Origin of the sequence: Parabacteroides sp. TM07-1AC (genome assembly GCF_003480915.1) — a bacterium.
In the GTDB taxonomy this organism is placed as follows: domain Bacteria; phylum Bacteroidota; class Bacteroidia; order Bacteroidales; family Tannerellaceae; genus Parabacteroides; species Parabacteroides chongii.
Map to the genome: position 1 here is coordinate 141,887 of NZ_QUKD01000003.1, position 20,527 is coordinate 162,413.

12 protein-coding genes are annotated in these 20,527 nt (G+C 40.8%); 1 reads left to right on the forward strand and 11 read right to left on the reverse strand.

What is annotated here, in order from left to right:
• Positions 1-43: 43 nt before the first annotated feature.
• The 11 genes from DXD68_RS08395 to DXD68_RS24740 all read right to left on the reverse strand — a co-directional run bounded on the left by DXD68_RS08395 (position 44) and on the right by DXD68_RS24740 (position 19,233).
• Positions 44-2,212, reverse strand: a complete 2,169-nt coding sequence (locus tag DXD68_RS08395; RefSeq protein ID WP_122361203.1) for a penicillin-binding protein — start codon at positions 2,210-2,212, stop codon at positions 44-46.
• Between the two features lie 2 nt (positions 2,213-2,214).
• Positions 2,215-2,568 (reverse strand): FtsL-like putative cell division protein, encoded by a 354-nt coding sequence (locus DXD68_RS08400; RefSeq protein WP_009859918.1) that lies wholly within the window; start codon positions 2,566-2,568, stop codon positions 2,215-2,217.
• Positions 2,569-2,635: 67 nt separating this feature from the next.
• Entirely contained in the window at positions 2,636-3,565 is a 930-nt protein-coding gene (gene rsmH / locus DXD68_RS08405) for a 16S rRNA (cytosine(1402)-N(4))-methyltransferase RsmH (protein WP_122361204.1), read from the reverse strand.
• Between the two features lie 432 nt (positions 3,566-3,997).
• A complete protein-coding gene (locus tag DXD68_RS08410) occupies positions 3,998-6,001 on the reverse strand; it encodes a hypothetical protein (protein ID WP_122361205.1) in 2,004 nt (667 codons plus the stop codon).
• 61 nt (positions 6,002-6,062) lie between these two features.
• Positions 6,063-7,751, reverse strand: coding sequence for a right-handed parallel beta-helix repeat-containing protein (locus DXD68_RS08415; protein WP_122361206.1), 1,689 nt, complete (start codon positions 7,749-7,751; stop codon positions 6,063-6,065).
• 109 nt (positions 7,752-7,860) lie between these two features.
• The gene (locus tag DXD68_RS08420; protein ID WP_122361207.1) at positions 7,861-8,337 is read right to left on the reverse strand and encodes a DUF5018-related domain-containing protein; all 477 of its coding nucleotides are present in this window, start codon (positions 8,335-8,337) and stop codon (positions 7,861-7,863) included.
• 33 nt (positions 8,338-8,370) lie between these two features.
• A complete protein-coding gene (locus tag DXD68_RS08425) occupies positions 8,371-10,083 on the reverse strand; it encodes a RagB/SusD family nutrient uptake outer membrane protein (RefSeq protein WP_122361208.1) in 1,713 nt (570 codons plus the stop codon).
• Between the two features lie 12 nt (positions 10,084-10,095).
• Complete coding sequence (locus DXD68_RS08430; RefSeq protein ID WP_233577050.1) at positions 10,096-13,320, reverse strand: TonB-dependent receptor; 3,225 nt, start codon at positions 13,318-13,320, stop codon at positions 10,096-10,098.
• Positions 13,321-13,768: 448 nt separating this feature from the next.
• Entirely contained in the window at positions 13,769-14,803 is a 1,035-nt protein-coding gene (locus tag DXD68_RS08435; RefSeq protein ID WP_122361210.1) for a FecR domain-containing protein, read from the reverse strand.
• A gap of 63 nt (positions 14,804-14,866) precedes the next feature.
• The gene (locus DXD68_RS08440; RefSeq protein ID WP_122361211.1) at positions 14,867-15,445 is read right to left on the reverse strand and encodes an RNA polymerase sigma-70 factor; all 579 of its coding nucleotides are present in this window, start codon (positions 15,443-15,445) and stop codon (positions 14,867-14,869) included.
• 311 nt (positions 15,446-15,756) lie between these two features.
• Positions 15,757-19,233: a DUF6383 domain-containing protein gene (locus tag DXD68_RS24740; RefSeq protein ID WP_122361212.1), complete on the reverse strand. Its 3,477-nt coding sequence runs from the start codon at positions 19,231-19,233 to the stop codon at positions 15,757-15,759.
• Positions 19,234-19,885: 652 nt separating this feature from the next.
• Between DXD68_RS24740 and DXD68_RS08450 the strand changes: the two genes are divergently transcribed.
• Positions 19,886-20,527, forward strand: a complete 642-nt coding sequence (locus tag DXD68_RS08450; RefSeq protein ID WP_122361213.1) for an HU family DNA-binding protein — start codon at positions 19,886-19,888, stop codon at positions 20,525-20,527.

Sequence of the window (20,527 nt, forward strand, 5' to 3'; positions counted from 1 at the left end):
ATTTTATCTGTTTGCAGACAGGTCAGAAAACCTGCCCTTCTATTTATTTTAATGTTAAGCGGATGGATTGTCCTTTGGCAATCCGCGTTCCCGGCCCCATCGACTGAGCAGAAACCCGCCCCATTCCATCCAATACAACTCGTAAACCTGCACTTTCAAGCAAGTAAACAGCATCTTTCGCCCCCATGCCGATCACACTCGGAACCAGTCCTTCACGGATTGTCAGATCGTGCAAACGGAGCACCTCACTACTGTCTCTCCGAGCTGCAGCAACCCACTTTGTTTCCAAACTGTCCGTATCGACATCAATATCGAATTTGCCCAATACATTTTCCAATGCATCCAGATTACCGTTCTTTGCCGCCGGCAGCATAACAGCCAACGAATCGCGTTCCATATCACGTACGTCGAACGACATATGACTGGCATAAACTTTCTCGGCAATGGCTTTCACTACGCCTCCGGACATCGTGCCCCCTGAAGGATAACCGATACGCGGACGACGGATCACAACGATACAGGAATACTTCGGTTCGTCGGCAGGGAAATATCCGCAAAAAGCGACCTGGTGACCGCTCGTACGGTAAACACCGCCTGTTGCTATCTGTGCCGTACCTGTCTTTCCTGCAATACGGATAATATCCGAATGTACGGCTTTACCTGTTCCTTTCTCAACCACACCCAACAACATATCCTTGATAATAGCCAGTGTATTGTCGGAACAAATCGACGATTTCAGAACCTCCGTCGAGAAACTCTGCACCGTCTTACCGTTGTGCATAATCTCCTTGGTAAACATCGGGCGGACCATCTTACCACCGTTCGCTATGGCATTGAAGAATGTCAACGTATAGATCGGAGGTATCTGCGTTTCATATCCGAAGGACATCCAGGGCAACGTAGTCTTCGACCAGTATAAAGTGGTATCATTCGGCATACGTATCTTAGCACGTCCGGCTCCCGGTATTTCCAGATTCAACGGGATAGTCAGACCTAATTTATACAGCCCTTCCACATATTTGGTCGGGTTCTTTTCGTATCCTTTCAGAATAATCTTGGCAACGCCGATATTCGACGAATACCAAATCGCCTGTTCTGCCGAGATACGACCGTAACCGCCTTTGTTCATATTATGGTCGGTCATACGGGCTCCTTTATACATATAAATACCTTTACCGACATCCACCGTATCACCCGGCTGACAAATGCCGTCTTCCAACGCCACCATCATAGAAGCAACCTTGAAGGTAGAGCCCGGTTCTATTTCATCCGCCACAGCATGGTTCTTCGTTTCGGCATAAGCGCCTTCACGGATACGCCCCATGTTCGTTATTGCTTTTATCTCACCCGTAGCAACTTCCATCACAACGGCTGTTCCCGATTCGGCATCGATCTTCTTCAGCATATCGACCAACGACTTCTCGGTAATATCCTGGATATTGATATCTATCGTCGTACGGATATCCATACCGTCCACAGGTTCCACCTCGACGACATTCGTCCAGCCGCCGCCTACGCGACGTACAGAACTCAACCCGGCTTCTCCCCGAAGCAACGAATCGTACTGCAACTCCAGACCGTTCTTTCCTTTGGTCATACCTCCGGCTTCGATTTCACCGTAGATATCTCCGATCGTACGGGAAGCCAGTGTACCGAACGGTTTCTGGCGCTGTACCATTTCCTTTGTATAGAATCCGCTCTTGTATCGGCTCAGACGAAGGAACGGATATTTCTTCATCTCTTTCAAGTCGGTATAAGAAGCACGACCCTCATAGACGGGATACTGACGACTTTTACTTTTCAGTCCCCGAAGCAGATGAGCCTTATATCCGGCAGGAGTCCGGTTCTTGAATTTCCGAGATAAATAGACCGACAAAGAATCGACTCCGTTCACCTTTGAACTCAGGAACGTATCGACAGAAAAACCATCGGCACGGAAGTCTATATAGGTGTAGTAACGGGGCACACTGGTAGCCATCAGCTTTCCATCGGAAGAATAGATGTTACCACGTCCGGGTAATATCAGACGATTCGGGCGTTTCTGGCTTTCTGCCACTTTTTCCCATTTTTCCTTTTCCACGAAAGCTGTATCAAACGTGCGTAGCAATATACCAACCGCTATAAGCCCCAACAGCAGCACGACAATAAAGTAACAGAATAATATCCGGTTACTTTTCGGGGCGGTTTCTATTGGTTCGATCTCTTCAGCCATATTTATTTGTATAATTCATACGGCGGAGTTTTGGCTCCTTCCAGTTCTATACCTTGTTCTTCAATCAATAATTCTACTTGCGACTGGCGGCTGTTCCCCGTCAGTTCCGATGAGATGGACAATGCCTCAAAACGTATGTCTCGCAGACGTTGTTGCAGGCGGTCAATCTCACGTAGTTTTTGCATGCAGGTGTAGCGGTTTCCGATAAAGAAGAATATCATTATCACAACAAGCACGATCATCCGTGTGTGTTTAACGATAAAATCCTCATTCAGGATACCACCGCCCAGCACATACAAAAGAGAAAGACGTTTCTCTTTTTTCTTCGACTTTTTACGTTGTTGTTTTTCCTCCATACTTTTTTAGTTGACAGTTGACAAGTGACAGTTGACAGTTTTCTTTAAGACAAATATCTGTCCACTGTCACTTGTCAACTGTCAACTTTTCTGCTATTCTCAATTTGGCACTTCTCGAACGGGGGTTTCTTTCGATCTCCTCGTCGGAAGGCACAATCACTTTATTGTTTACCATACGAAATGGCGTCTGTACATTTCCGAAAAAGTCTTGCTCGCTTTTTCCTTCAAAGTTTCCTGTTTTCAGGAAGTTTTTCACCAACCTGTCTTCCAGCGAATGGTAAGTGATTACAACCAAACGTCCGCCGGGCTTTAAGACCTGCAGGGTTTGTTGCAGCATTTCTTTCAGGGCACGCATTTCGTCGTTCACTTCGATGCGAAGTGCCTGGAATGCCTGTGCCAAAAACTTTTTCTCTTTGTCTTTTCCTGTGAAAGGCTTAACCAGCTCCAGGAAGTCACCGATCGTTTCTATTTTCTTATTTTCACGTGTCCGAACGATCAACGATGCCAGTCTACGAGCCACTTTCAGTTCGCCGTACAGGTAAAAGACATCTGCCAGCGCCTCTTCCGTATAGGTGTTGACGATATCGGCAGCCGTCTGACCGGCACGGGTGTTCATGCGCATATCCAATGCTCCGTCGAAACGGAAAGAGAAACCGCGGTCTTTATCATCGAAATGATGGGAAGAAACTCCCAGATCCGCCAACAGTCCGTCGACTTCACCGTCCACACCATGATAGCGCATAAAATTATACAAATAACGGAAATTACTGCGGACAAACACAAAACGGGGATCGTCGGGGATATTATGTTCGGCATCGGCATCCTGGTCAAATCCGTAAAGTTCACTATCGCTATCCATCCGTTTCAGGATTTCGCGCGAATGTCCTCCTCCTCCAAAAGTCACATCCACGTAGATGCCCCCTTCTTGAATATTCAGACCTTTCACGCTTTCATCAAGCATCACCGGCACATGATAACTCTGCTTTTTCTCTTCCATTTTATGTCTTACACGTTAAACTTTCCCTTAAACAAAAGCACCTTACTTCGCTGTAAACAGGCACGTTACTTTATTAGAGGGTAAAATTAAGCATTTATCAAATTACCTTCCAAGAAATATAAGAGAAAAGTACAAAAAAGTTATCAACAGGTAGAGAGTCTTACTTTTCTCTTGATAGAAAAGTAAACAAAAGATCAAGGTTACACCGGCTTCGCTACTTCGGCGAAAGACTACGCTGAAAGGATAGTTGTATAACTGATGTGTAAATCCGTAATGGGTCGAACGGGGTATAAAATACAATTTCCTCCTAAGGAAACCGGAGTTCCCTCGGGAGGAAATTACAATTCCCCAGGCAGGAAACTATAGTTTCCCTAGGAGGGAACTACAGTTTCCTAAGCATGGAACTACGAGGAAACTGTAATAAACTAATAATCAGCCAAGCTTCATAGAGATTACCTCTCCTTCTTTTATTGCTTTATGAAGTAGCGTTTTCCCTTCTGATTTGACAGTAACAATCAGTTTTCCGTTTTCACGGATCACTTCAATGTCGAAGGAGGAATCGAATGCCTTTATTTTACGCAAACTCATTTTATCCCACTCAGCCGGTAAACGCGGAGTAAACGTGAAAGACTTCAAACCGGTAGGGCGAAGACCGAACATTCCTTCTGTGATGATACGGCAGTATAATCCGCTCTCGGCAGAAAGATGGCGCTGGCTTCCTTCCGGCCATGCCTCAATGGCATAAGGGACATGGTCACCCAACAGGCGATGATTGGAATAGAATTTTAAGTATTCGGTTGCTTTTTCTGTTGCTCCGCAGGCATATACGCCTCTCAAAGCATACAGGGTGGAGCGATCCCAGAAAGTCTCGCTTCCGGCCTGGGTCAACAAACCGTTTTCTGTCCACAAACGGGGAGAGAACAAGGCATTGATCGTTCCTTCTTTACGATCATAGATGCCGACTGTCAGCGGAATACAAATCCAGGAACGAAGGATGTCGTTTCCTTCATAATATTGATAAGTATCGAACCCTTCTACTTTAGCTCCGAAATAGTCTTCCATACTTTTACGAAGGTCTTTAGCCTGTCTCTCATAATCCGACAACTCCGAAAAAGGTTTCTTCAAATCTTTTCCTAAATACACGGCTGAACGTAAAGCATCGTAATATAATGAAGAGGTACAAAGGTTGGCTTTCCCTGCCGGAAAACGTCCTTCCAGTTCGTCGGAGTCGGAGGCTACAACGCCTTTGTCGTTCAGGTTTCGACGACAGTATTCCAGGCACCATTCGATAAGCGGCCATAACTCTTCAGCTTCACCTTTGTCTCCTCTTGCCAAAGCATAACGGGCTGCTCCGTAAGCGACCATTGCGGCATCACCACGGTCACCGGCTCCTCCCCAAACGTCCAGTCCTTCTGCAATGATGGAACTGGGTATCTTTTCGTATTCAGGGTTCATGAAACGGGCAAAATGTTTGAATGAGTTAAGAGCAGAACCATTTCCGACTTCGTATCCCAGATAAGGGAAGAAGGGATTGATATATTCTGCCTGGTCGTTAGCCCAAATTGCGGCATAATAAGACTCACCGCCGGGACCATGCATTAATCCTCCTTTCGTGTCATAGATACTTTCTGCTCCACGTATCTTGGCAAAGGCAAACATCGTATTTACAACGGGATCGGGGGTTTCCAGTATCAGGTTATTCCAAAAGCCTGCGATCAGGTCTTTCCGGACCTGCAGTTCTTTTTCGATATCCATCTTTAGTTCTGTCTCGCCTTGCTTATAACCGCTGATTGAGGCATAAAAGACAAGTTCGTCTTTCGGTTTCAGTTGCTTACTTGTCGATCCTATAATCTCGGAAACCAGCTTATAACTACCATCCACTCCAATAGCCGGATCGGTGTCTATAACTGAACGGGAAACAGGTATTTCCACATTCACAGCCGACTCTCCCGTATTTCGGAGAATATATTTCTCACATACGGCAGGATTGGACACAGAAGGGAAAACGACACGGGTCATGGTTATTTGCGCCTTACGCGGCAGAGCGACCGTACTTTCTACCGTCATTGTTCCATCCAATGTGATTTTAGTTACCTTCTCGCCGGAAAGCGATTGCCCGTTAACCGATACCATATCCGATGCGTTCCAAGCAAAGCGGCGCATCAAACTGGCATGTGTATTATTGGGTATCGTCCGAAGCATCGGCCAAATCATACTCTTATTCAACTCAAAAGAACCGTCGGCATTCACCCCGTAACGCAAAACAGTAGACACTTTCAAACCGCTCATTTCGATATGATCGTAATGAGGAATGCGCCCCTTCACCTCCCATGAGATACTGCCGTTGGGGTTGATGGACCAGCGGTTCTGAGCAGAAAGGTAGCCACTACAAACAAAGGTCCAAAATAAAAACACAAATAAAAATAACTTTTTCATGATATTCTATTATATAAAATGGTTACTCACATATTGTTACTACTCACTTATAATACCACAATCACTCCAAATAACGAATATTCTTTACAACTACAGATTGAGTATTATTCATATAAACAGGCTGTAGACATCCCGATATATCATTATTTACAATTTGAACATCTTCCGCATCTTCTATTGCTATGGCATGTTCATTCACAGCTTCAATGACGTTGTTCCGAATAAGAATATTCTTATTCAATAATCCGGTTTTCTCCTTTACGCCAGAAACAGCAACACTAATGCCGGATGAAGCCCCCTGAGTACCTTGCGCATAGCCACAACCAGAAATCCAATTATTTTCAATCAACACATTTTCTACTGGACCACTTTCCCGCCAACCAGCTTCTGCCCCTAACTGAATAGCTGTCCCGGTACTATTCTGTATCACATTTTTATTTATAAGAACATTCTTGCTCTTTATCAGAAATGCTCTGGCCAAGTGACTCTTCACCGTATTATTCGTGATCCGGACAGATGGCCGACGTGTAATATTAGTCATATAAAAAAGATCGGGAGAACCTATAAGCCAATCTTTATCCAATGTTACACAAACCTTCCAATCTGCAACAGAAGTATCAACCTGTTGAACAACAAAACGTTCTCTCTCTATCAAATTGTTCTTATTTACAACCAGCAAAGTATCACCCACATCCGGATAATCCAAAGATAAAGCATGAAGATCTGCATTTTGTATTTTAATTTCAACAGACCGTTTTGTTTGAGGGACAATCGTATAATAATAATTATGAATATTCGTACAATCGTCTCCCTGACCTCCAAATTTACAATTTTCTATCGTAATTCGCCCTTTACAACTGGTAAAATGAGTTGCATCTGTATTTGTAGAAATAACAGCACCTGCCTCCGGGATTACCTGAAGATTATTCATGGTTATATTTTCCGACAAATGTCCGACAATTCCCATACCTGGCTGACTATGTATCTTAACGTCTTCAATAAAAACATCAGACGACTCTTTTATCATAATTGCCGGACGATAATGCCCGGAATGACGCAATACACAATAATCACCTATAGAAGGTTTAAAATCCGTGTAAATGCGGATCATATCTTTTGACAACAATTCTTTACCGAAACATCTTCCTCCCGTATACAATCTTTTTTTCACTGCATCAACATAATGTACCCTTCCCGTCACTACCTCATCCAAATAATAATAACGTTCAGGATCAATCTGCATATCGAAGCTTTTTTCATTGAACTTCATTATCTTTCCTACCGTATTGGGGGGACGTCGGTAAGTAATACTCAATCCTTTAACCGTTACATTTCGTGCCCCTACTATTGATATAACTTCATACCAACCATCCAACAACAACGTTGCACCGCCTGCGTCAATAACAAGATCCTCTGCACCAGCTAAATCCAAAGCCTTTACATAAGGAGCATCCGGCTTAAACAAAGTACCCTGAACATTTTCTCCATACGCACCGCTAATTGCGTCTCTCTCAATCTTTAGAGCTAAAGAATCCCTATAATTATATAAGCCGGGAGGGAAAAATAAAACAGCTCCTTTACGGTGCCTGCAATAATTGCAAGCCTTACGAATAGCCTCCGAATCGTCCAGGCCGTCATTTGGAACAGCCCCAAAGGATGACACATCCACCCACTCTCCTGTCTCCGCATAACAATGAAGAAACACTACAGAATGAAGCAGTAATATCAAAACACATATTAATCTTTTCATTTTCAAATCAATTTATATTACTTTTCACACGGAATGATATACAAAAAAGCACCCTCTGAGAAAAACCTAAAGATTATTCTTTGAGAGTGCTTTTTACATATAGTAACTATTACTTACTCAATCCTGTAATAACCAATCTCCATTGCTTTTTATTCTTATTATCTGCTGCCGTCACTTCATAAACCAGATCTGATTGGGAAAAATCACCAACCTTTCCCAATACCGGAGTGGAACCTATCGGAGCGATGGAAGCAGCAGTCGAAATTGTAGCATAGCCAACAATGTTGGATAGAGAAACCTGATTCCGAACCTCGTCCGTAAATGTTCCGGAAGCTTTAGGCACTGTAATGGTGCATTCGATGAGCCCCTCTTCATTATTGATCAGAGTTTTCGTAGTCAATGTTTTTACCTGCATCTTTTCACTGATACCTTCCTGTATAGCCCAGCGATATTCAAAATTAAATGCAGTTACTTCTGCTTCAGTATAAACCGGCAGGTCATCATCTAACCCGGCAGTTAAACACGATGACAAACAGGTACACAGTAAAGACATCAACAAGTACTTAATAAATATCAATCGTTTCATATTCTATAAAATTCAATTATTACATATTATTATTTATTCCCAGCCCGGATTCTGATCATTTGACAGCTTCTCATTCAGAATAGTCTCATTTTTCGGAATCGGCATAAAATATCTTCTGGACGTAAACTTCCTGTCGTTGGACGGTCCGACAACCGGAACCGGAATAATCTCAAAACTCTTTCCGTCTTCAGCAATCTCAATAGCTGTCGGCGGTGTGTTCAACTCATCAATTTCATCAACACCATCTTCTTTTCCCCAACGCAACAAAGACCAGTATCTGTCTTCTTCCTGAACTAACTCCACACGACGCTCCTGCTTATAACATTTCCAGGCTTCCTCTTTAGAAAGGGACGTTGACAAAGCAGGCAACTGCCCATGAGCCATTCTGGTTTTGTTGATGTATTCAATTGCTGTAGCTGTTTCCCCTAATCTCAATAAGGCTTCCGCATAATCCAAATAGGTTCTTCCTAAACGCAAATGTATCAAATGCCAGTCTGTCGGAACACCTGCAATAACAGACTTATCCTGATACAGATTCTTAATATACAGATAGCCGGTTTTCGTCATATGACGATCCTTCTCCTTATTATTCAAATAATAAAGATTACCTCCGACACGCATTGTTATGATCGAATTAAAATACTTGGTAGAATCATAGGCAATCGTTGAATAAAAACGGGCATCACGATTTTTATAAATCGCATTACTTACATAATCAACATTCGGCTTAAAGTTTTTATAATAGGAAGTCTCATTCCACATTTTAGCATTTCCATCCGTATCAACCACCTCATAAGCACTTACCAAATCCTGAGACGGAGACTTATCATGCCAACCCTCAAAATTTTCTACCGGCCATACAGCAGCCACTTCATCCGGAATTTTACCAGCACCTTGATTAGGAACAATCGACTGCATCCAGGTTCCGGACATCCTTGTTGTTTCCGACAAATAATAAGTAGCCAGAATCACTTCCTTCGAATTTAAACCAGTAGTATAGTCGTTAAACAGCTTTCCATAATCTCCCTCCAAGGAATAAACACCCAAAGAGAACAGGTCCTCGCAAGCTTTCCTGGCTTGCTGATAATAATCCTTTTTATCGTTCGTATCAGTCAAATAGGCAGCACCTTGCAGGCAAACAGCAGCTTTTAAAGCGTAAGCGGCACCTTTTGTCAGAGCTCCGGCAGAAGCTGTCACCGGCAACCCTTCAGCAGCATCAGTCAAATCATTGATGATAAAATCATAAGTATCTTTTATGGTTGCAGAGCGTGCAAACATCAGATCGTCATCAGGAGTGAGCACACGATCGACAATCATCAACCGACCGAATAACCTGGCACGGGTGTAATAAATAATGCCACGAAGCATTTTGGCCTGGGCTATCAAAGGAACTTTGTCCGCCTCCTTAATATCTTCGGAAGCAGTAACCTTTTCAATAATCAGATTGCATCGGCGAATTTCCCCGAATTTATTCCATCCATAGTCATTTGCATTCGTCATCAATTCACGAACCGTTCTTACTGCAGCACTCATTTCCGTATTGACAACTGAATTATCGCTCCAGTCATCAGCATTTTCCGTCAATAATTTAGCCACATACAGAGTCCCGTTCACAAAAGTCTGTGCACCTTCTGCAGACTTCCAGACTTTATCTTCTGAGAACTTATCCAGCGGAGATTTATCCAGATCGTCTGCACATGAGACAAACAAAAGAATAAAAGTCGATAAAATTGCTATATATTTCATATCTGTTTCTTTTTAAAATCCAACATTTAATGCAACTGAGAATGTCTGCTGAACCGGATAGCCCTGTCCGCTACCATCCACAACTTCCGGATCGAAATAATCTTTCACTCCAGATATAGTAAAGAGGTTAGTTCCCATCACTGACAGTTTCAATTTACTAATCGCACTTACATTTTTAAGTAAGATATTCTTGAAGTCATAGCCAAACTGTAAACTCTTCATACGGAAATAACTGGCATTTTTAATCCAGAAATCCGATGATTGTGTATTATTGGAGCTATTGATATTCTGATAAGAAGAGGCACGCGGATAGGCTGCATCCGTATTATCCGGAGCCCAGAAATCCAACTGATACTTATAGTTCATTTCCATTGTATTTCCACCTTTCATCAGACCTCCCAACTCTACATAACGTGGTCCCGTTCCCTGGAACAAGCCATACAGGAAGAAGCCTTTATATTCCAGATTGAAATCAAAACCATAGTTGAAAGAAGGGAAGAAAGGTTTTCCTATTCTCACCTGATCTTCCGAATCGATTTTACCATCTCCATTCACATCGATATAAGACAGGTCACCCGGCTTCAATTCCGTAGCACTCAGGAAACGAGGATTATCCAATACATCCCCTACATTCTGATAAATGCCGCCAGAATGATATGCATTTCCAAAATAATTCTTCTGATGAGTCGAACGTTTCTTCGGATTCTTCAAAGTGGCTTCCGATTCACTCTCATTCACTTCCCATAATTCATCATAAGTGGTAAAGTTAAAGCCCAGATCATAATTCAAATCACCCACTTTGTTCTTGTATCTCACCATAGCTTCATAGCCGGCCCGACGATGAACACTCTTTGATTTCACCTGTGGCAAATCTTTACCCAACGTAGTCGTATAACGGTTCTGTGGAGAAATCAAATAACCCTTTGTCTTATAATAATAGTAATCGAAAGTAAAATTCAAATGATTGTTCAGGAAAGCCATATCAAAACCGATATCAAAAACATCTTTTGTATACCAACTCAACGCATTTGAAACCAAATTACCTTCTGTAAATCCGGCAACGAACTGACCACCGACAACTGCCGACTGAGAATTATAAGAATATGTAGGAATATAACCGAAACGAGTAACACCGGTTTCCAAACCGACCTGTCCGTAAGAAGCCCTGATCTTGAAGAAATCGATAATCTGTTTGTCTTTCAAACTACGCATAAAGCCTTCTTCTGAAACAACCCATGCCAAAGCACCTGAAGGGAAAAATCCCCAACGCTGGTCTCTTGCAAAATTATCAGACCCATCATAGCGGAAGTTTCCTTCTACCAAATATTTATCGGCATAATTGTATCGCAAACGTCCGACATAACCGATACGCGCACCTTCCTGTGCAGTTCCTGTATTTTGCTGTGTAGTTGCATCTCCTGCGAACAGCTGATCGAAATCATTTGAAATAAAACCATTTCTCGACGCACTGAACTCTTCATTCGTTGTATTATAATAGCTATACACTCCTTGTACTTCAAAGAAATGACGATCAATCGCCCTACTATATTCCACGCTCGCTTCCAATGTATTATTACGCCACCAGCTGTTTGTCAATGACATTTCTGAAGGTGAAGCCTCTTTCAATTCCCCTGCAGGAGAATATTGAGGAGCACTGGATTGGAAATACTTTCTATTATAGTTTGAGTAACGGGAGTTTGCTAAAATTTTAAATTTCAAACCTTTATCCCACGGCAATGCCCAGGTAGCATATAATTGCGCATTCAATATATTATCCGACACCCGATCATAACCCGATTCCTTATCTAACCAAGCCAGAGGATGAACAGAAAGAGCACTATAGGTTCCATCCGGATTATAAGCGACATCAATTGGTTTATTATAGGCCAGCAAGTTTCTCCAAATCAATGATTGTCCGTACGGATTCGGATTTCTTTTTTCCAAAATTGCATCCAGATTCAGACCGACTTCCAAGCCAATATTATCAAAACTCGAAGAAACATTACTCCTGATATTATAACGTTTAAACGTATTATTATGAGACTGTTTAAACAAAGACTCCTGATTCAGATAGCCCAAAGACGTATAATACTTCACACCGTTTTTTGATTTACCCGACATAGATAGATTATGCCTCATTTGAGGTGCAAAATTATTAATCGCCATTTTCAGCCAGTCATTATCCGGGTAGTTAGCCGGATCAGAATGATTCAATACTTTATTTACCACATCTTCCGAATACATAGCATAAGCACCACGTCCGTCATATTCGGCTGCTTTATTAGCAGAAGTAACATATTCAATTGCATTTACCCGATCTGGAATAACAGTCGGTCTGCTCCAATCAAAACCTGCCGTATAATCAATATTGATCTTTTCACTATTACCTCTTTTGGTTGTTACAAGTACAATACCATTACCTGCCTGAGCACCATATACAGCCGTTGCACTTGCATCCTTCAAAACGGATATAGACTCTATATCCGAAGAAGTCAAGGCATTAAAATCAAGAGGTTCGCGTATAATACCATCAATAATATAAAGCGGAGTACCTCCACCACGGATAGAGATCGTAGGAACTGTACCTCCCGGTTCACCTCCGGTCTGTTGAACAATCACACCGGCAGCACGTCCCTGCAAGGCGGCAGATGTGCTGGTATACGGCAACTCATCGATTTTATCGGTCTTCACACTGGTAACAGAACTTACTGTTTTCCGAGTAGATGTTGAACCATAACCAACTACAATCACTTCATCCAACTGGCTGTGGCTTTCCCTCAAAACAACTTTCAATACTGTTTGATTCGTTACGGTCATCTCTTCAGAATCATATCCAATATAAGAAACAACCAAAGTAGCTTTGGAAGGTATCGTAATACTAAATTTACCGTCTACATCGGTAATTCCACCCAGTGTCGGGTTATTCTTGACAATCACGTTGGCACCAATGATAGGTTCTCCATTTTCGTCTGTCACGACTCCCGTTATAATTCGTTCATCTGCATTTAAAGACTGAGATAACAAACCACTTTTACTTAATACGATCTGACGATCACTAATGGTATAATGTATATCAGTATTTTTCAATATACTATTCAATAAATCTGATATATCACTCTCATTGGCAGAGACATTCACTTTTTGCCCGACATTGACAACATCTTTATTATACAAAAAGCGATACTCTGTCTTTTGTTCTATTGCGTTCAATACCTCTTCTATCGATACATTTCTCATTTGGAGGCTCACAGACACTGACTGTGAATAAGATATCGAAGCAAATACTTGTGTTAGACTTAAAGCTACAAATAACAAGCACAATCTCATAACTCGAAAAATTTTAATGGCAAAACATTGCCTTTCGATTTTTTTATCCGAAATGGAATTCATACATTTGTTTGTTTAGTTAGAAAAATAAGGTTGACTAAAAACTTTTAAACAGCTAAACGATCCAAAGGAAAGGTCTCGCACACCTTTCCTTTTTATTTCAAGCCGTTTCATTGATCTTAATTGATAATATTACTTCATAGGCATAGATTTTATGGTGAACAACTAATTCTAATTTCTCCCATATATTACTAAGACGGCTCAGTTATTTTTTACCACAATCGAAAAGTCACTTTTTTTCATAAAAACAGGATTTTCTTTTTTACGTCAAAACAAAGAGAAAAAAAGGTGATCTATGTCACCTTTTTCTTTTATAAACTTCTATTGTTTGTTTCTCATAAGTATTGTTCTTATCCTTCACCCTCTTATTTTGTTTGAAGTGCAGAGGGGCACTCATTTCCAGCAATCGTAATATTTCATCCAATGATTCATATTCAAACGTTGCACGATACGGAGCATTTGCCAAAGAAGGATCTTTCAAATCTATATTGACATTAAAGGTAAGTCCGAGGCGTTTAAATACATATGACAACGGATCATCCCGGAATATCATTAATCCATCTTTCCAGGCATACCATTTATACGGATCGGTCTTTGCGATAAGGCATTGCTTGGTCTGATTATTAAAGGAAGCACGTTCTCCCGGAATCATAGCGACCGGAGAAGAGTTTCCGAAAGCAACGTCGATCTTGCCATTGACCATCGTAACAGCCGTAATCGAATCGGTGTTATAGGCTTCTATATTAAAAGCCGTACCCGTAGCTCGCAGGGTTATCTGATCGGTTTTTACGATAAAAGGATTTTCTTTATCGGAATGTACTTCAAAATATCCTTCACCATTTAAGAAAACATCCCGTTCACCTTTCCGGAAAACCAAAGGATATTTCAGGGAGCTTCCGCCATTCAACCAGACGTTGGTTCCATCAGGCAAACGCACCTCTGAAAAAGTTCCGTGAGGCGATTTCACCTCTTGATATTCTATCGTATCATACAAGTCACTCTCTTTATTCAGATATAAATAAGTACAAAGAATCAACAAAGGCAGAAGAAGGATAGCGGCCACACGCTGCCAATAAACCAATATAGTACGGACTATATTCCTCTTCGTGGCTGCGATATTTGCCAGAATATTTTTTTCAGCTTCAGATACGTCAATCTCAGAGGGGTTAAAAGCAGGATGCATCACCTGCCAGATATTACGCATTTCCTGGAAATAGCGATTATTATCAGGTGATTCCTTCACCCATTCTTCCAGTTCACGGCATTCCTTCACGGTTGCTTTTCCGGATAGATAAGCTGATATAATAAGTTGTATTTGATCTTTGTCTGTCATTTCTTCTCTTTTATGGTGTTAAGACGTCTGGGAAATCATTTCCCACATAGTTTATAACTTTTTTTAGGGAATACCGATTGATATAAGAAATAGAAAGAAATCCTTCAAATATTTTCGCAATAGATCCAGCGTCTTACTGACGCGGACTTCCACAGTACGTTCAGAAACATTCAGCTGCTCTGCAATCTCTCTGTATTTCAATCCTTCAAAACGATTCAACATAAAAGCTTCCCGATATAGTTCGGGAACTTTCTCAAGTGCACGATGCAAATGATCGGACAGATCCGAATGCAATATATAATTATCCGTATCGTATGAATCCAATGTGGTACTCTCATATTCAGCTTCGTGCTGACGTATAATTTCCAAATGACGAAATTCATCCAAACAACTGTTACGGACAGCTTTCAGCAAATAAGATTTTAAAGAGGTTTCAATCTGTATGTTTTTCCGGTCACTCCAAAGCTTCAGAAAGATCGATTGGACAATATCCTCACACGAATCCTTGTCTCTTATAAAGTTGCCACAAAACAACACGAGGTCGGCATAATAGGTCTGGAACAGGATGGAGAAAGCATCTTTGCTGTCTTGCTTCAAAGCAGACAGGATAAAGATTTCTTGTTGTTTTTCCAGTTTTCCCATATTGATTTTAAGTATTAACACCTTTTCCCGGCAGCTAAATTAGTTACATTTTTTTATTTCCGATCTATTTTACTTATACAAAATGCTACAACCAACAAAGCCCCTACGATACGAGACCGCAGAGGCTGTTTTTTTCTGTATTCCTTCCTCACGGAAGTAATTACAGTAAGAACTTTATTTTATTACTTAATATTAATAACCACTTTTTCGCCTGTCGCAGGGTAATTGATGGATAGTAGAGACGTTAGTTATAACGTCTCTACACCACCACGTGGAAATTTTAGAATTTTATTTTTGATTATAAATTACTCTTATTTTACGATTGCTTTAACAGCAGCTTCACCTTCAACAGCTACTACAACTACACCAGCAGGAGCAGAGATTGTAGCTTCAGAAGAAGTAACAACTGTGTTAGCGATTGTCTGACCAAGAACGTTGCTGATAGAAACTTTCTTACCTTCAGCACCCTTGATGATAACAGCACCGTTAGTAGCGATTACTGATACTTCAGAAGCAGCATCAATAGATTCGTTAGCAACCGGATCACGATCAACTCTTTCAGTGATAACAAATTCATCACCATCTTCGAAATTGTTTGTAACAACTACTGTACCGTTCACCCATCTCAAGTAACCTTCGTTAGAGATCAGTTCAGGATTTTCTGCATAATAATCAGCAGCTTCTTCAGCAGTATCAAAACCACCTACGAATTGTTTATACTGAGTCTGGATCTTAAATGTCTTAGCATCGCTATCTGTGTAACGGAAAGCAAACTTAGCAACATTGAAGTCAGGAGTATCCATATCAATCTTGATAGTGTCACCATCTTCTTTTACGATATTCAATACATTATCTGTCAATGTGTGGAAACCTGTTACGAAAGCCAGCTTAGTTTCAAACTTATTACCTGCTTCATCTTCGTTGATATACCAGTTGTTGTGGATATCGTTATACAGGTTGGCAGTGTCTACCAAGTTGATCAGGAAGTCACCATAAACTGTATCGATAGCACCTACTGTCTGTTCGTGTCCCGGAATACCACAACCATCAATGTGACGTCCATAAGAATGTCTTACAGCCAACAGATACTGATAGCAAGTGTTAGGATCTTCTTCTGTTCCACGTTTTACATAAGCTGTGTCAACAAACAGAGCCGGGTTGATGTTAAACTGTTTTACGTTGTCGATATTCAAGAAGCTCAAAGTATCGTCTTTTACGATAGATTTAGCATCGAATTTTTCATACAGAACCTGAGCTGCATTTTCTTTACGAGCCAAAGAGATTGTGTCACCCCACATACCTTCGCTTACCAAATGATATTCAGGAGCTTCTGCCGGAACTACAACCATCAATGAGTTGTTGTCTTCAGCGTAAACATCCATACGCTTCAAAGAACCTTTATCTGCACTGTTGGCTACGTATACTTTATTGCCACTCAATACATCATCGTTATGATCTTCGCTAGAAGCAAAATCTTCACATACAATTTCAACGAAGTTATATACATCATCGTTAATCTTCTTTTTCAAAGCGAAACGAGCAGTTGTAGCTTTCACCTTTTTATCTTCGTCACAAGCATAGAATTTCTTACCAGTTTCATTATCAAACTCTACATACTCTCTGTTTGAAACTTTCTGGAAATAGTAAGGAATGATAGCCAAAGAAGATTTTTTGATCTTGTTAGCATCAGTTTCTTTGCTACCGTCAGCTTTCAATGTATAGAACTTAGTTTCAACATATACTGTATCAACTACTGTTACCTCTTCGTCATCATCGTTTGTGAATGTCTTTGTTGCAAAGCGCAGGTTCCACTTGTCAGCCTTACCTTCTTCGGCAGTCATACCAATCTGATGGCTTGCTTTGTCAGTATGGTTTTCCACAAAGTAAGCGTGATTGTTACCAGCTACTGCATGATATTGACCTAAATAGAACTTGTTGTTCCTGATTTCACTTTCTTTGTAAGCCTTGAAACCATCGAATTTGTCGAAATCAGTAATTTTAGCAACTTTTACCAAGTCATTTCCATCGATAACAGCATCAGAAGAATACATCTTCCATACATTATCTCTATCTGTATAGCGGAATGTTACCCCTGTGATCTGAGTTTTAGTTTCACGGTTCTGCAATGTAACCTTACCTGCAGCATCTACATCAACAACAGCCCACTGAGTTTCCGGAGAAGACAGGCTTACAGTATTAGCTAATACATAATTTGCAGTTTTAGCAGAAATACCGTTGTTATCCTCATCTTCAATAGCCAGTACACGACCATATTTATATTCTTCGCCATCTTCTTTTGCATTTGCTTTTGTATCAGCATAAGAGATATTCCAGAATACGTGTACCAAATCTTCCAGTTCAACGAAATTATTATCGTTCAAAGAGATATACGGATAATTTTCTTCTGCTTCTGCACCATCTTTAATAGATGTCAAATAAGCCTTTGTTGTAGCAGAAGGAGTTACGATATAAGCGAAATATTCAGTACCGTCTGTAGCTATAGCCTTAAAACGATTAACAATTGTCTGATCTTCACCATAGTAGCTTTCTACGCTAAAATCAGTAATGTAACCATCTTCATCCAGATCCTTTTCTGCGATCAAAACGAATTCACCTTCAACACCATTGATATTATTGTCAGCTTCTTTCAAAGCCAAGAACTTCTTGCCTGATTTGATTTTGAATTCAGTATCCGTTGTTGTAGCATCCCAAATAGTATTACCTTTAGAATCTGTACCATTTGCTACTACTGCAGTCAAAGTACCAGCGAAAGCATCAGTTAATTCAACTTCTTTTTTGCTGTCTTTATTTACCTTAAATGTCAGAGTAAAACCTTCACCTAAAATGTCGTTAAGAACTTTACCGGATTGAGAAGTCAGTGGAGAACGATAAATACCAAAAAGATCACCATCAGCAACACCTGTAGGAACATTATTCAAATTAAAACCTTTTGAATATTCCTTATCTGTTGTATATGTGAATTTTTTAGAGCCATCAACTTTGCTTTCAAATGTGTATGAAATCACATTGCTAGCCGTTGTCTTCGTTACTTTCCACATATATGCATCTTCTGCAGGTGCAGAAGATCCTGTTACAGGAACAAAGTCTGCTTTTCCATTTTCGTATTTAAGGACCTTTGCAACTTCTCCCGTTGCTATATTCTCCTGAGCCAGATAATAATAATCACCACCTATCGTATTCATCAAATTATTACCCCAACCTGTAATAGTTTTTGGTGCTGAAAATTCTGCAAATTTTACACGAGGATAAGTAAGCTCGGCATCACCAGCAGCTACTAAATCTACTGAGCTTGCATTAATCGCCAACTCAAGAGTTGTCGTTATATTCACACCATTTAACGTACAATCAATAGCAGGAGATATAACATCTTTTGTCTCATTAAAAACAAAAGCTACAGCTTCCTCAGCTTTCTCTACAAGAAGACCTTTAAAACCAGAGGTTATAGACAAATATTTTTCATCTGCATTTTTCAGATAAAAAGCTCCTTTTACTTCTTTTTCATTTACATCTTTTACAGAAGCTGCAACCAAAACCCATTCATGTCCAAATTCTTTGACAGTTTGGGTCGTTGAAACAGCAAGAGTACCGGTTGCAGAAATTAAATTTCCAACTGTCCCATTAAGATCATTAAATCCAGTTCCTATTACATAAGGAGTTGCTACAGAAGGCACTGCATTAGATGGCAATACAGTTAACTTTGCATCTGCCGCTGTCCAAGCTCCGGCCAGCAGGAGACTGGCCACAAGAGTAGAAAACTTTTTGTTCATAATTTAAAATTTAATATTAATACTAAAGTGTAATAAGTTCAAATCATATCCGGGACATCTCGACTTACAAACCATGGCGAGTTTAATCGTCCCTTTAATTTCGTCATTTTATTCGTTTTCGTTTGTGAAAACCGCTATTTCGTACAGGATTTACTATTCAACTGATAAGAAAGCAGATAGACGAATAAAAAATATCTTAAAAAGGCTGGTTTGTATCGAACAAATGCTTACTTTTGTTGACGAGAAAAAAGGGACGATTAAATTCGTCACAATCTTTTTCAAACTATCTTCCTATCCCGCAACACATTACACCTCATTTTTATACCTTATCCGTATTATATATTATCAATGTACGCGCGTACCTATTTATATATAGTCATACTTACTTTCTATCAACACTTTACAGCACCTCACAAGCAGCCCTGCAAAATCAAGAAAAAAGTCCCGGAGAAGCTCTTTTTTATATCAGGAGAATTATTACCTTTATTGCGGACTTTTATATACGAAAAGTATACATTACAAAAAAGAAAAGTATACTTTACTTTTTTGTATTCATAGCCTTCTTTTTATGTAATAAATTTATTTCATAAAAAGAATAAAGCAGGAAATTTCTTAATTATCATGACGTTGAACCTTAAATAAAGGGAAGTGTATGAGTATTGAATATGATCTATTTACCAACCCCCTCCGGGAAGGGGAAGAGAAACCGACATTACATGCCCGGGCAATCAATATCCAGACCGTCAACACCGATAAGCTGGCGGAGACGATCGAGGGCATGAGTACGTTTACGGTTGCCGACATCAAAGGTGCCATCAAGGCTATCGGCGAACGACTGTGCTTTTTCCTCAGCAACAGCCAAAGCGTACATCTGGAAGGCATCGGCACGTTTTCCGTCACGCTGAAATGCAAACAGCAGGTGGTAAACAAAAAAGATATCCGTTCGGCATCCATCGAGTTTAAGAACGTGGAATTCAGGGCCGATCCGGAGTTGAAGAAACGTTTACGCAACGCACGCATCGAACGGCGGGAAGGAACAAGCAACAAGAAATCCTACAATTCCGACATCCGTCAGAAGCGTATCCTGTGGTACATCAAAAACTACGGGTCGATCAACCAAAGTGTTGCCGCCAGCCTGAACCAATGTACCCGTCAAAAGGCAAAGGCGGACCTCGAACAACTGCTGGAAGACAACCAGATACAAAAAAACTGGTGCGGAAAACGCGCATTCTACGTCCGGCATACGATCGTGCCGCCCGCACAAGATACGTTGACAGAGAGTCCGGAGGAATAG

Bases quoted from the DNA above. Each gene is read 5' to 3' on its own strand.
- DXD68_RS08450 (WP_122361213.1), top strand. From the start codon at position 19,886: ATGAGTATTGAATATGATCTATTTACCAACCCCCTCCGGGAAGGGGAA.
- DXD68_RS08425 (WP_122361208.1), bottom strand. From the start codon at position 10,083: ATGAAATATATAGCAATTTTATCGACTTTTATTCTTTTGTTTGTCTCA.
- rsmH (WP_122361204.1), bottom strand. From the start codon at position 3,565: ATGGAAGAGAAAAAGCAGAGTTATCATGTGCCGGTGATGCTTGATGAA.
- DXD68_RS08395 (WP_122361203.1), bottom strand. From the start codon at position 2,212: ATGGCTGAAGAGATCGAACCAATAGAAACCGCCCCGAAAAGTAACCGG.
- DXD68_RS08400 (WP_009859918.1), bottom strand. From the start codon at position 2,568: ATGGAGGAAAAACAACAACGTAAAAAGTCGAAGAAAAAAGAGAAACGT.
- DXD68_RS08410 (WP_122361205.1), bottom strand. From the start codon at position 6,001: ATGAAAAAGTTATTTTTATTTGTGTTTTTATTTTGGACCTTTGTTTGT.
- DXD68_RS08435 (WP_122361210.1), bottom strand. From the start codon at position 14,803: ATGACAGACAAAGATCAAATACAACTTATTATATCAGCTTATCTATCC.
- DXD68_RS08420 (WP_122361207.1), bottom strand. From the start codon at position 8,337: ATGAAACGATTGATATTTATTAAGTACTTGTTGATGTCTTTACTGTGT.
- DXD68_RS08415 (WP_122361206.1), bottom strand. From the start codon at position 7,751: ATGAAAAGATTAATATGTGTTTTGATATTACTGCTTCATTCTGTAGTG.
- DXD68_RS08440 (WP_122361211.1), bottom strand. From the start codon at position 15,445: ATGGGAAAACTGGAAAAACAACAAGAAATCTTTATCCTGTCTGCTTTG.
- DXD68_RS24740 (WP_122361212.1), bottom strand. From the start codon at position 19,233: ATGAACAAAAAGTTTTCTACTCTTGTGGCCAGTCTCCTGCTGGCCGGA.
- DXD68_RS08430 (WP_233577050.1), bottom strand. From the start codon at position 13,320: ATGAGAAATGTATCGATAGAAGAGGTATTGAACGCAATAGAACAAAAG.